This is a genomic window from Chitinophaga sedimenti (assembly GCF_023156195.1).
In the GTDB taxonomy this organism is placed as follows: Bacteria; Bacteroidota; Bacteroidia; order Chitinophagales; family Chitinophagaceae; genus Chitinophaga; species Chitinophaga sedimenti.
Genome location: NZ_JAKUKA010000001.1, coordinates 5,691,383 through 5,703,749, shown reverse-complemented (window position 1 = coordinate 5,703,749; position 12,367 = coordinate 5,691,383). Strand labels below are relative to the sequence as shown.

Genomic DNA, 12,367 nt, shown 5'->3' with positions numbered 1-12,367 from the left:
CGAGGTCGGGCTGCTGTTTCAGGAAATTGCGGATTTTATTCCGGGGAAAGTAGAAGCGTTAAATGTAAGAATGGGCAGGTCCTCCTCTTCCATGGCCTGGATATAGCCACGGAGCCGGTCGCCCATCTGTACCTGGCCGGATTCTGCCGTAACCAGCGCAATGCGGCGATGCCCATTATGCTGCAGGTGCCGGGTAGCCTTGTACGCGCCGCCAAAATTGTCGGCCACCACATTAGTGGTAGGAATCCCAACAAAATAACGGTCGAACAGCACCACCGGAAGGCCATCTTCCTGTAAGGCCTGCACATCCTGCTCCAGCCCGGGCGGTGGCGCGATGATATAACCATCGGCCTGCGCACCACGGAATACGTCGAGCAGCCCACGTGCTACGGCGGGATTATTGTCCGTACTGGCAAACAGCAGCTGGTAGCCCAGTTGTCGGGCAATACCTTCCATAATACGGGCGGCGTTGCCGAAGAACGGGTCGGCTACATCTTCCACCAGCATGCCAATAGTGCGGGTTTTTCCGGTGCGCAAACTTTTGGCGATCATATTGGGACGATAGTCCACTTCCCTCGCATAGGCCATGATGCGCTGCTCCAGCGTTTTACTGATGCGCTTCTCCGCGGCCTTGCCATTCAATACATAGGAAACCGTGGCGGACGACACATTCATCTCGCGGGCAATATCGTATATGGAAATCTTCTTCTTCACTCCAGAAAAATTAAGCTATTAATTCTCAAAACCTTTACTGTGGCGGATATTTATTTGGGCAAACGTTTGCACAAAATCTCAAAAAAACGTACATTCATAGTGTCAGCCACGGCGCGTTATGAAATCTGCGAGCATCACCATAAAGGATATTGCCAAAGCCTTGAATCTTTCTTTGTCCACCGTATCGCGGGCATTAAAGGGCAGTTATAAGATCAGTGAGGCTACGCAGCAACTGGTTAAAGACTATGCGGCGGAGCATCACTACCGCCCTAACCTGGTGGCGCAGAGCCTGAAGAACAAAAACGGGCGCTGCATTGGGGTAGCCCTTTGTTCTATTCCCAACAGTTTTTATGCAGAAGTAATCAGCGGCATTGAAGCCATAGCGCATGAAAAAGACTACCTGGCTATCATTACCCAGAACTTCGAATCTTACGGAAAAGAATTAAAGAACCTGCAAAACCTTACCTGGCGGTCTATCGACGGATTGCTGGTATCCCTTTCGGCCGAAACGCAGGATATATCTCATTTTAAACAGATGCAGGAACAAGGCCTGCCCATGGTATTTTTCGACCGGGTGCCGGCCGATATGCAGGCGCATAAAATTACGAGCGACAATTACGGCGGGGCACATGCGGCTGTAACGCACCTGCTGCGCAACGGGCGGCGGCGTATCGCGCACCTGACGAGCGCGCCGTATCTTTCCATTACCCGCGAGCGACTGCATGGTTACCGCCAGGCGCTTTCCGACGCGGGGCTGGCCGCCGATGAAGCATATGTAAAGTATTGTGATCACGGCGGTATGCTGGAAGCAGAAGTAGCTACCGCGCTCGACGAGCTGATGGCGCTTCCGGAGCCGCCGGATGCAGTGTTTGCGGCGTCCGACAGGCTGACGATGCTGGCCTGTACCCTGTTGCGTAGAAGGCATATTCGTATCCCCGAGCAAATTGCACTGGCGGGCTTTTCCAACTTCGCATCGCCGGAACTCATTGATCCTCCGCTCACAACCGTGAAGCAGTCGGCCTTTGAAATGGGCGCCGCCGCGGCTAAGCTGCTGATCGAACTCATTGAAAGCAAACGCCCTGTTAAGGAATACCGCACATTGGTACTACCAGCAGAACTATGCGTGCGCGGGTCTTCCGCCGCATTGGCCATCTGTTCTTAAATGAGGGGACTGGCCGTTAAATTTTCCCGATCTATCGACTTGCGGTTGTACGAGGCAACCGACGCGCTTAACTTGTCGTTATTCTATCTTACATTTACATAAAGCGCAAAAAGGACAGTAACACACGGCGGACAGCGCATCTATGTAGATTCAACCATTAGCATGAAGCGTCTATTATTCCTGATACTCCTGTACATCAGCAGCATAAACATTGCACGCGCCGATCATATCACCGGCGGGGAAATGTTTTATACACTGAAGAACGTGTCTAACGGCAACTATACCTACGCATTTACCGTGAAACTGTTTAAACGCTGCGGCGCTCCCGTACGCGAATTCCCCGACCCGATGTACGTGAGTGTGTTTAACCGTGGCACCAATGCGCGGGTTATGGATGAATCGGTACGCAAGAACCGCGAGGAAAATCTCAGTTACCTCAGCACCGATCCCTGTATCACCAACCCGCCATTAATCTGTTACCAGGTAGCCTATTATGAATTTGACCTCACGCTGGCGGGTAATGTAGAAGGCTACCTGATCGCTTCGCAGGTAACATTTCGTATAGCCGGTATCAATAACCTTACGCCGGGCTACAGCCAGATAGGCGCGACTTATACCGCGGAAATTCCGGGTACACAGGCAGGTGCCGACAATCCACGCAATAACAGCGCACGATTCGTGGGCAGCGACCTGGTGGTGGTATGTGCCAACAACTCTTTCAGTTACAGCTTTGGCGCGTCAGATCCGGACGCCACCGATCAATTACTCTATTCTTTCTGCGATGCTTACCAGACAACCGGCTTACGCGGCGGTGGTGGTGGCGGTGGTGGAGGAGGCGGTGGCGCCGGCGGTAATTCACAACCCGCGCTTCAACCACCGTACGACGGCGTACCGTATGGCGGTAACTTCAGCGGCTCTCTCCCACTCGGCTCCAATGTCAAAATAGATCCCAATACAGGTTTAATAACCGGCATTGCGCCGGACGTAGGCATTTATGTAGTAACAGTTTGCGTCCAGGAAATCCGCAACGGCGTTACCATAGCCACGCAGCGCAAGGATCTGCAGCTGAATATTACTTCCTGTACTATTGCGGCGGCCACTTTGCTGCCGGAATATATGCTTTGCGGTAATACCCAAACGCTCGCGGTGGACAACCGCTCTACCAGCCCGCTGATCAGCACCTACAACTGGGAATTTTCGGATGCTTTGTCCAACATCGTTTACGCTGGCACCGACCCGGTGGCGCAACATACCTTTGCAACGGCGGGCACTTACACCATTAAACTCGTGATCAACCGCGGGCAAACCTGTCCGGACAGCACCACTGCTACAGCACGCGTTTACCCCGGCTTCGAGCCGGACTTTACCGTGGGCGGCAGCTGCTTTAACAGACCATCGACCTTCACAGATCTTACCACCACGGTATACGGAACGGTAAATTCCTGGAACTGGGATTTTGGAGAGAGCTTTGTATTTAATGATATATCCGGGGCACAAAATACCAACTATACGTATCCCAGTATCGGTACTAAAACAGTACGATTGATCGTAGGCAATACAGTGGGTTGCCCGGATACCTTGGAAGCGCCTTTCACAGTGCTCGACAAACCTGCCATCAGTCTGGCTTATAGAGATACGCTGATTTGTCCGCCAGACCAATTGCAACTTAGTGCAACCGGTACCGGCGTTTTTAGCTGGACACCTTCGGCGAACATGACCGCAGCCAATACCGCCACACCATCCGTATCACCGGTTAACACCACCAAATATTTTGTATCGTTAAACAATGATGGTTGTATCAATACAGATTCTGTATTAATCCGCACGGTGCCTTTCGTCACGCTCCGGACGCGCGCCGACACAACGATCTGCGCAGGTGATAACATCATCCTGCATACTATTTCTGATGGCTTGCGTTTTACGTGGACACCCGCCGAACAGGTGAGCGACGGCTCGGTCAAAAGCCCGGCCGCTACTACGCCGACAACTACCACGTACAGTGTAACCGCCGCTATCAGCGGCTGCACCGCCACCGACCAGGTGACAGTACGCGCCGTACCATATCCGGTTGCGAATGCCGGCCGCGACGCCATGATCTGTTACGATGCCACCGCGCAACTGCACGCCACCATTGTGGGCAATTCATTCGTATGGACACCGGCCGGCACCTTAAGCAGCGCCGGCACCTTGGACCCGGTATCCAGGCCGAGTGCATCCATTACCGATTATGTGCTATATGCCTACGATACGCAAGGGTGCCCCAAGCCCGGTACGGATACGGTGCGCGTAACGATGCTGCCAAGAATCCGTGCCTTTGCCGGTAACGATACCTCCGTGGTTATTGGCCAGCCTTTACAATTTAATGCGAGTGGCGGTATCCAATACCAATGGGTCCCGGGCACTAATCTTTCTGCTACCAATATTCCCAATCCGCAGGCGGTATATAATGCACCATCGCCGAACATCAATTACAAACTATATGTACTCAACGAAGCTGGTTGTGTAGACTCTGCGTATATGCGCGTAAAAGTATATTCTACGCTGCCTGCTGTATTCGTGCCCACGGGTTTTACACCGAATAACGACGGTGTGAACGATTGGGTGCGCCCGATTTCCGCAGGTATTGCATCTATTGAATACTTCCGGATTTTTAATCGCTGGGGCGAACTCGTGTACAGCAGCAACATCACTGGCAAGGGATGGGACGGCACCATTAACGGACGGCCGCAGGATGTGGGTGTGTATGTGTGGATGGTGAAAGCGAAAGATTACCTCGGGGAAGATTTTTCTCGAAGTGGAACGGTCACGCTCATACGGTAAAATAAAATATATCTCCGCAACCCAACACAGTAAGGGGTTTAAAAAATAATTTCTATCCGGTTGAAACTTTTATTTGGTGATTTAAACGCGTTTCCTATCTTTGCGTTCCGAAAATGATCGGGAAACAAGAAATGCCGCGTTGGTCAAGGGGTTAAGACGCCTCCCTTTCACGGAGGAATCACGGGTTCGAATCCCGTACGCGGTACCAGAGGGTACAAGTTGGAATTTTTCCTTCTTGTACCCTTTGTACTTTTTATAACTTCCTGTCCATCAGGTATATTATACTTGCAATTTCATTTACACGTGTGGTTCGAAGTTGCCCATCATTGAATATCATTTTTTCCGGCCACATCGAACTCAATATCTCTCTTTTCAGATGAATATCTCCGTTGTTAAACAGGTCCTTTAGATTAAGCAAAACCTTCAAGGCGGCCTGCAAATGCGTATCTATTGATTCGGATACAGGCTTAAGTTTTATCAATTCTTCCTCCAGCTGCACCACTCGTTTTTCATAATCCTGTTTCATCATTCTATAATCATCAGCGGTGATATCCGAATCTAAAAGCAGCTTTCTCGCTTTTTGCAAGCTCGTATTGCAATCCTCTAATTGAGAAACCACCTTCTGCCTATTGCCCACCATATCCTTGCTTTCAATTTCATAGGCTTCTTTAAGTACCTTCTTATAAAGATTTAGCAAAGCAGGCTTTGGAACGTATCTCTCCAATTCCTCCTGAAAGGCGTCGTGAATTTCCTTAACTGAAAATCTGGCAGTACAACCTTCGAAACAATGATAATAGGAATAGAACTTTGTTCGCCCCTTCGAACTTGACGCAGTGAGCAGCTTTCCACATTGTGGACATTTAATATACCCCGTAAAGGAAACTTATCGACCGACGCCATGCGGGGTTTAACTACCCGCTTTCTCCCGTCGAGAACGGCCTGTACCTCATCAAACAACTCTTCCGACACCAACCGTTCATGTTTACCTTCCTTAAAATAACTGGGTTCGTCCTTATACTGGGGAACGAAAATTTTCCCCTTGTAAATTGGATTTCGGATTAAAAGCCAGAAATTATTCTTTGAGCACTTCAGCCCTTTTTCCCTTGCCTGTAACATCACCGATTCCACAGTCCGTTCTCCTCTTGCAATTTCAGCGAAGACCCAGCGTATAATCGTGGCTGTAGGCTCTACTGGATCAATATACTTCCCAAGCACCTCAGTTACTCGATTTATATACCCTAAAGGCGCCGGGCCAGTCCAACGACCTTCAGATCTGGCGCGACGCATGCCTAAAAATGTATTAAGACCACGCCTGTCGTTTTCCACTTCAGGATAAGACAAGAAAAAGGCTAACATCATTTTGCTCTCAGGAATGGAAAGATCCAGCGGCTGCTCAACCGCTTGGGGATCGACCCCAAACGCCGCAAGCGTGAAATCATTTGGTAGGAATCACCAGCATTCCGGCTAAACCTATCCCATTTGGTAAAAAGCAGGAGATTGACCTTACTACGATTTTTTAAGATCCACCAGAGCTGGCGCCATGCAGGACGTTTGAACGTCTTGGCGGAGTAATCCTCTGAAATCACATTCCTTATAGTATAACCTTTAGTTTCACAGTATCGGCGCAAAGACTCCTCCTGCTGGCGGAGAGAGTAGCCTTTTTCCGCCTGTTCATCGGTACTTACACGGATGTACAAATCTGCAACTAAATTTGCCTTCATTCATTAAGAGTTTATATTTTAACACTACTCCTATCAGATTCTTTACTTGCGTTCATCACTATTACACCTATTGATCTTAGGTATTCAATCTTTTCAATGATAGTAAAAACTTTACGGCTAATTCGGTCGTAATTTGATACCAATAAAAGATCAGCTGCATTCGGATTCTGAGAGATTGGGCAATGTACTCTTGCCACTCAAGACCATCCGCATTTCCAGAGCATGCATCCTGATAAACATTACGTATAACAATTCCATTGTCGGAGCAAAATCCTCGCAACGCTTTATCTTGCTTTTGTATGCCATTAGTAACATCGGCCTGAAATGATGAGGCGATTCTTATATAGAGGTCTGCAATTAATGGAATTTTCATTTCTTTAATATTTGTCTGACGGCTTCCTTTGCCAACTCGCGCAAAAATCGTAGAATATCTTCAGCCTGGTCTACCGTAACTTCAATCCCTTCCTTTTGGAGCAACTCCACCACTTTTTCAGGTGATAACTTTTCCATACACACACATTTAGGGTGATAAAAAGACTGTGATGTGTAGGAACTACTGTAAGTTACGCAAAATGCATGTTTAAATATTATATTTACCTATACTTTTTTACATAATCTTTGACCTCAATAGGTTACACCCTTGAAAAAGAAAAAGATCACATATCAAATCCATTTTAATGATAAGCTGTCCAAGGTAGAATTCCAGGGTAAGGCCACCTATCCCCTTTACATCTTGATAAGATTTAAAAGAAAACAAACCACAGTGAAGAGCGTCTTCTTTGACCTTTACACTAAAAAACCCTACAATGAGCTGGGTATAACGATAGACCAAGTCACCAAACTGGAGACAGAATTACTGGATTGGATTCTGGCCAAATATGGCGAAGGGTTTTCATTGGAACGATTCACCGACCTCTATAAGCAATCCGGAAAAGACCTGAGATACAGAATGGAAGACCCATTCTTCGATTTCCTTATCAACTTTTTTATGGACAGGGGCATTGCACGCTATCCCGGGATTATAAACGCAGTAAGAGGACAAATGAGCGGAGCAGATATTATGGACGCCCTTACAGATACTTTGAAACCAGAGCTGGCCCAGGAATTGACTCAAGCTGCGGCAATTTATACCCCTCCTTACCTTCCTGTAAATGATTTCATAGCGCAAAAATGGCCGAAGGAACCACCGTGCTTTCCAGTATTCCGATGGAAAAATCAAGCGATAAGACTGTCCTTCATAACCCACCTCAAGAAGCATTACCCGGAATACGATCCCGATGAGACCATTAATAGATTGGACCATATTGCTGATCTCACTACATGACCAAAACACCAATCAGAGGGAAATACTTTATCAGCATAGAAATTTAGTTGATATGATCACCCTATTAAAGTTTAGCAACGTATACTCTTTTATTATAAAGTTCAAGAAACCCCGGCACACATAGTTTTTTAGGTTCAACCTCAAGCCGGTTCACCAACCAGTCGGCCTTTTCCATCAAGGCTACCACATCAAGATCCAATTCAACATTAATGTATTTTGCCAATTCGTTTAATTCAAGCACAATCAAAAGTGTATTAAGAGCATTTTTATATATCTGGTGCTCCCAGAATATTTGGAAGGCTTCTAAACCAAAATCCACATGCAGTTTCACTTTCTGCCTATAACTTTCAGAATAAAAATCAAATTCTGTAATTGGATACTTAATTGCATTTACATCCATGTGCAGATGAAAACTGACCTGGGATTCTAAACACTTTGCCAGCATTACCTTATGCACAAAATTTCGAGCAATCGGCTTTATCCAGGGAAACACATGATCCACATCGCTCACCAGCCTTTGCCTTAATGAAAAGTACTCTTGTACCAAATTATTATCAACATTACCCTCCATCTTTTGATTTCCAATGACAACTCGGAAAATAGAATCAAATTTCGTGGCAAGCAATCCATGATTAGTTACATTTTCTAAATAGTATTGAATTCTCGCTGATCCATCAAGTTGCGCAGTTCGAATTTGGTCATTAAGTAAATAATATCGATTCGCCAGATCAAAAAAGCCGATCATATTTGCGGGACCAAGCATCTCAATTTCATTTCTCGCTATGGACAGTTCTACTTTCAACCTTCCACTTTCATTTTTAAAAGGTAGATGATCCCACCAATTTTTAACTTTCTCGTTAAATTCCTGAACACTGGTTTTCCCAAGACTATGGTCGAGAAACATTTTTGCCCACTCAACATATTCCCGGTCTTCAGCTGACGTTAGCTTGCTACTCAAAACCTTTTCAAAGAAAAAAAGAAGCATCTACACGCATGCCCGTTGCCCAATACGTGATACCAGCAAGTAGCCCCAATTGAGGATCTTCACGAAGAAGGCGCCACTCGACCTGTTCCAACAACTCCATTAACTGAGGAATTTCATTGTTGTTAAACATTTCATCCCCTCTTTCTTTTAAAGTATTAATGGAAGAATCTAAAGATGGAGCATTTGTCGAGAGAGTAACTTTACGAGCCAAAGTGGGAAGGTCCGAGTTTATAAAGGGAGAATAGTCGCCAACATTCTGATGCCGGCGTATAAGAAAGCTGTGAATTTCTTTTACACTACTCTCACCAACCAAATTATCTAATGGAATATGGATATTTACATGTTCTCTATTATGAAAAGACCTGTCACCGTTACGTTCTTCCAATAAACGTTTATAAATGTTTTCAGCAAAATCATAATACAATTTTTTCTCGCCCACGGAATATATAATTATCAGCCCTACTGGCAGTATAGGCCGCAGCATGTACTGCAGCCGAGATGTCTCAAACTGATAAGAAAGCAATGTTCCATTATCGACCAAAGTGGGAGATTCAATACTTTTAATTTGCACAGGAATCCACCAATTAGTTGACTTGTGCTCATTTATTAACTCTACAATAAAATCGCACCCCTTGTCTTTGGGTTTTGACGCAAGAAACCCATTACGCTCTGAGAAATTAAGTGTAAAATATGAATTGCTTTCATCTTCGTTTTCCGAAAAACGGTCCACAGTGGGAGAATCGCCAAAAGCCATAATAAACTGTTACTTTTTTCAAACCTCAAAAATCGATATCTATAACACCGTTGATTTATTAATTAATATAACATCATTGGTTATAAATTTAAGGATTATACATTAATTAGGAGGATATGAGCTGTTTATGAAGTTCTGGCAGAATAGACGCTGACGCCCGAGGTTTTAGGCAGGATAATATTGGACTTAAATGAAAATACAGAAATCCAATTCCTACTTATAATAGATTTGTCAGATAAATAATTATAAGACTCTGTAAAACATTTTTCCTTAATAAGATTATAATACACTTATCATAATGCCAGTTATTAGGCACGGGTATCGCTGCCTGCTAAGCCAGTTTTATTCATTTGTTGTCGTTTTCTAACGAACGGTATCTTGCCCCATCAAGTTCCCTATTTTCAAGTTCCTCCAATCTGGCGGAACGCTTTGCCCAGGAATATCCAATGATCAAATATGGCAACCATAGCGCAGCTACCGCAACGCACACTTCTTTGCTGGCGTTGGACACAAAGTTTATATAGACAATTATAGGTACGCAAAACAGACATGTGATGGAATTAAAGCGTCTAAAATACTTTATTTCCTGCGTCGATATCTTGGTGGAAAAAAGGCCATAGGCAACAGCTTTTTAACTTATCCAAATTTAGCAAACTGATTGAAGAGACGCAAAATTGCCGTTGCTTCCTTTCCCTTATTCTACACCGTTATGCCAATGAATCAAATCAACAGTGAAATGACGGTGTCATAATTCCCCCAATTCGTAACCTCCTTAGACGCTACCACAGTATGGAGACCACTACATAAAAAGGCCGACCTGTCAGGCCGGCCATTTGTAAAATTTATGCACGTCATTATTTCGAGGTCCCTTCACTTAGCAGTTTATACCATGCCTCATGGTAGGCTTCCGGCAGCAACAGATTGCCTTTATGCTTAGTGTCGTAAAAGAAACCGCCATAATTGCTAATAAACAACCGGGTTTGACTGCCGTCGGCAAATGTCCCTATCGCCATCCGGCTGGATCCCTTGTATAAGAACATGGAAGTATCGCGGGATGCGTGCGTCAGTATGGATTTAGCTTTACCCAGATTGAGTTCCGTATAGGGCATTTGCCCGATGGTAGCAGCGCTCAGGGTATCCATTTGCGCCCTCTGCACATAAGCGTAGAGCCTGATTGATTTCAGACCAGACCAATCCGTCTGCTCTGCTGGCAGTATGCCTAGTAATGATAATAAAAATGCAGGTATCATATGATTAAGATTTATTGACAAGTTCCGGCTTTTGCAGGCGCTGTTCCTGCAGTGGTGGTTGCACCAGTTTTACCACGCAGGTCCTGACCAAGATCTCGAGATTACAACCGGGAAAACTTGGGTTCTTGGTAAACTGCAGGTCCATGCCTGCAAGATTGGCTAACGTGATCGCATAATTAGTGCAATTATAGTTAGTTAAGTGATACATTGATGTCGCGGATTTGGCTGCGGCAATTATATCTGTCAATTGCGCTGATGTAATATCGGCCGACAGTGCCACATCGTAAGGATGCGTCGCGTCATCTCTTATCGCCATAATTGCCTGCTGGTTACCAGCGGTGACCATCGTACTCGGGTAATAACCAAAACTTCGTTTAATCGTGTTTCCGTTGATGGTTTGTTCTATAGTAACGAATGCATGGCCAACATCGGTTTCATTAGTAAGCAAATTGTGTTTTATCACCATCCTCGTGTTGGGTATTGGTTGATCGGCGTAGATGGTAAACTTGGCTGCCTGGCTCTGATTAAAGCATTTTAAGAATTCGGTCAAGCTAACGATATCGCCAGGCGGAGGTGATTCGACGTAATAATTCATGAACACTTCCGGATCTGGAAATGTACCGGGATCATTGGGGTCGGGTGTCGGATCATCTTCAAACCAATACCAGTCGCAATACTCCTGCTGGCTGGAATTGTAAAGCGACCACCAGCCACAAACATAGTCACTGTTACACCAGCAGCTCTGCATCAGCACACTCTCAGGTGAATCATTTGGACCGACAGAATAACAGCCACCATCCTGGGTCTCAACGGCGACCATGGCCTGCGTTACCTGGTATACACCACCCCGTAATCGGGAACAGCTTGCTGAAAATACACAAATGGACGTAGTATAGCAGGCATGTTCCCACCGGGCATTTGACGGAGCAGTGCGGCTTCCGGGTTTGATCCGTTTTGACGGTACGCCATTGTTATACAATACGCCAGAACGGAATGCTCCATACCAGTCATATTTTTTCACTTCGCCGCTGAAACGTCCCAACGAGGGCAGGTTGGAGGAATCAGGTGCAGTATTGGGTACATGCTGCACGACATCGTAGTGAATAGCGCCAATGGAGTCCTTGTAAAACATCAGCCATGGAGCTGGCAAGGTCGCCCGCTGTAGTAACTTTTTCTCTTTGTTGTAGAAAGCATACAGACGCTCAATCTTTACATCTGAAGTCAGCGGTACTTCCAGGTAAGAAACCGAACCGGGCTTTGTTTTCCATTTGGCACCTTGCCAATCGGGCTTGTTGAAATAAAATGTGGGGGCCATCGAGTCTCTGGCGTTTTCTCCATGGGTCAATTCAGTAAACGCCTTTCGCGCCGCAGCCAACGAAACCTGGCCTTGTTTACCATCGTCCGGCTTAGCAGTGAATTGCTTCGAACAGGCATAGAGTATGAGAAATGATAGGGATACCGACAATAGCCGGAGGGTACTTTTGAGCATGAAACGATATTTAAAAGTGGGTACAAAAACAAAAACACTATTTACTTACGTGGGCAACATCAACATCTTCTTCTTGTGTAAGATCATTTTAAAATTAGAGCATTAATGCAATCGATAAATAACACAAAAGTGTGATTTGCGTGGAATT

Annotated in this window: 12 protein-coding genes, 1 tRNA gene and 2 pseudogenes; 4 read left to right on the top strand and 11 right to left on the bottom strand. The window is 45.8% G+C overall.

What is annotated here, in order from left to right:
* Window positions 1-18: 18 nt before the first annotated feature.
* Window positions 19-714 carry a LacI family DNA-binding transcriptional regulator gene (locus tag MKQ70_RS32770; protein ID WP_248079268.1) on the bottom strand — a complete coding sequence of 232 codons (696 nt, stop codon included), beginning with the start codon at window positions 712-714 and terminating at the stop codon, window positions 19-21.
* Window positions 715-832: 118 nt separating this feature from the next.
* Between MKQ70_RS32770 and MKQ70_RS32765 the strand changes: the two genes are divergently transcribed.
* The 3 genes from MKQ70_RS32765 (at window position 833) to MKQ70_RS32755 (ending at window position 4,904) form a co-directional block, all read left to right on the top strand.
* Window positions 833-1,876, top strand: a complete 1,044-nt coding sequence (locus MKQ70_RS32765) for a LacI family DNA-binding transcriptional regulator (protein ID WP_248079266.1) — start codon at window positions 833-835, stop codon at window positions 1,874-1,876.
* A 162-nt stretch (window positions 1,877-2,038) separates the two neighbouring features.
* Window positions 2,039-4,696: a PKD domain-containing protein gene (locus MKQ70_RS32760; protein ID WP_248079264.1), complete on the top strand. Its 2,658-nt coding sequence runs from the start codon at window positions 2,039-2,041 to the stop codon at window positions 4,694-4,696.
* Between the two features lie 133 nt (window positions 4,697-4,829).
* Window positions 4,830-4,904 (top strand) — tRNA-Glu (locus MKQ70_RS32755).
* A gap of 45 nt (window positions 4,905-4,949) precedes the next feature.
* On the opposite strand, the gene MKQ70_RS32750 is transcribed toward MKQ70_RS32755, so the two are convergent.
* The 6 genes and pseudogenes from MKQ70_RS32750 to MKQ70_RS32730 all read right to left on the bottom strand — a co-directional run bounded on the left by MKQ70_RS32750 (window position 4,950) and on the right by MKQ70_RS32730 (window position 6,927).
* Window positions 4,950-5,420 carry a hypothetical protein gene (locus MKQ70_RS32750; RefSeq protein WP_248079262.1) on the bottom strand — a complete coding sequence of 157 codons (471 nt, stop codon included), beginning with the start codon at window positions 5,418-5,420 and terminating at the stop codon, window positions 4,950-4,952.
* Between the two features lie 60 nt (window positions 5,421-5,480).
* Window positions 5,481-5,537 (bottom strand): annotated as a pseudogene (locus MKQ70_RS43000) (hypothetical protein); the annotation flags it as partial.
* Window positions 5,538-5,629: 92 nt separating this feature from the next.
* Window positions 5,630-5,983, bottom strand: a pseudogene (locus MKQ70_RS42995) (recombinase family protein); the annotation flags it as partial.
* A gap of 68 nt (window positions 5,984-6,051) precedes the next feature.
* Entirely contained in the window at window positions 6,052-6,417 is a 366-nt protein-coding gene (locus MKQ70_RS32740; protein WP_248079258.1) for a recombinase family protein, read from the bottom strand.
* 76 nt (window positions 6,418-6,493) lie between these two features.
* Window positions 6,494-6,790, bottom strand: a complete 297-nt coding sequence (locus MKQ70_RS32735; protein WP_248079256.1) for a hypothetical protein — start codon at window positions 6,788-6,790, stop codon at window positions 6,494-6,496.
* Complete coding sequence (locus MKQ70_RS32730; protein WP_248079254.1) at window positions 6,787-6,927, bottom strand: hypothetical protein; 141 nt, start codon at window positions 6,925-6,927, stop codon at window positions 6,787-6,789. The genes MKQ70_RS32735 and MKQ70_RS32730 overlap by 4 nt, the downstream gene beginning before the upstream one ends.
* A gap of 130 nt (window positions 6,928-7,057) precedes the next feature.
* On the opposite strand from MKQ70_RS32730, the gene MKQ70_RS32725 reads away from it, so the two are divergent.
* Window positions 7,058-7,741, top strand: coding sequence for a hypothetical protein (locus tag MKQ70_RS32725; RefSeq protein ID WP_248079246.1), 684 nt, complete (start codon window positions 7,058-7,060; stop codon window positions 7,739-7,741).
* A 64-nt stretch (window positions 7,742-7,805) separates the two neighbouring features.
* Here MKQ70_RS32725 and MKQ70_RS32720 read toward each other — a convergent pair whose 3' ends face one another.
* The 4 genes from MKQ70_RS32720 to MKQ70_RS32705 all read right to left on the bottom strand — a co-directional run bounded on the left by MKQ70_RS32720 (window position 7,806) and on the right by MKQ70_RS32705 (window position 12,219).
* Window positions 7,806-8,699 carry a hypothetical protein gene (locus MKQ70_RS32720; RefSeq protein WP_248079244.1) on the bottom strand — a complete coding sequence of 298 codons (894 nt, stop codon included), beginning with the start codon at window positions 8,697-8,699 and terminating at the stop codon, window positions 7,806-7,808.
* A gap of 7 nt (window positions 8,700-8,706) precedes the next feature.
* Window positions 8,707-9,480, bottom strand: coding sequence for a DUF4365 domain-containing protein (locus tag MKQ70_RS32715; protein ID WP_248079242.1), 774 nt, complete (start codon window positions 9,478-9,480; stop codon window positions 8,707-8,709).
* 854 nt (window positions 9,481-10,334) lie between these two features.
* Window positions 10,335-10,730, bottom strand: coding sequence for a hypothetical protein (locus tag MKQ70_RS32710; protein ID WP_248079240.1), 396 nt, complete (start codon window positions 10,728-10,730; stop codon window positions 10,335-10,337).
* 4 nt (window positions 10,731-10,734) lie between these two features.
* On the bottom strand, window positions 10,735-12,219 hold the full coding sequence (locus MKQ70_RS32705) for a hypothetical protein (RefSeq protein ID WP_248079238.1): 1,485 nt from the start codon (window positions 12,217-12,219) through the stop codon (window positions 10,735-10,737).
* Window positions 12,220-12,367: the final 148 nt, after the last annotated feature.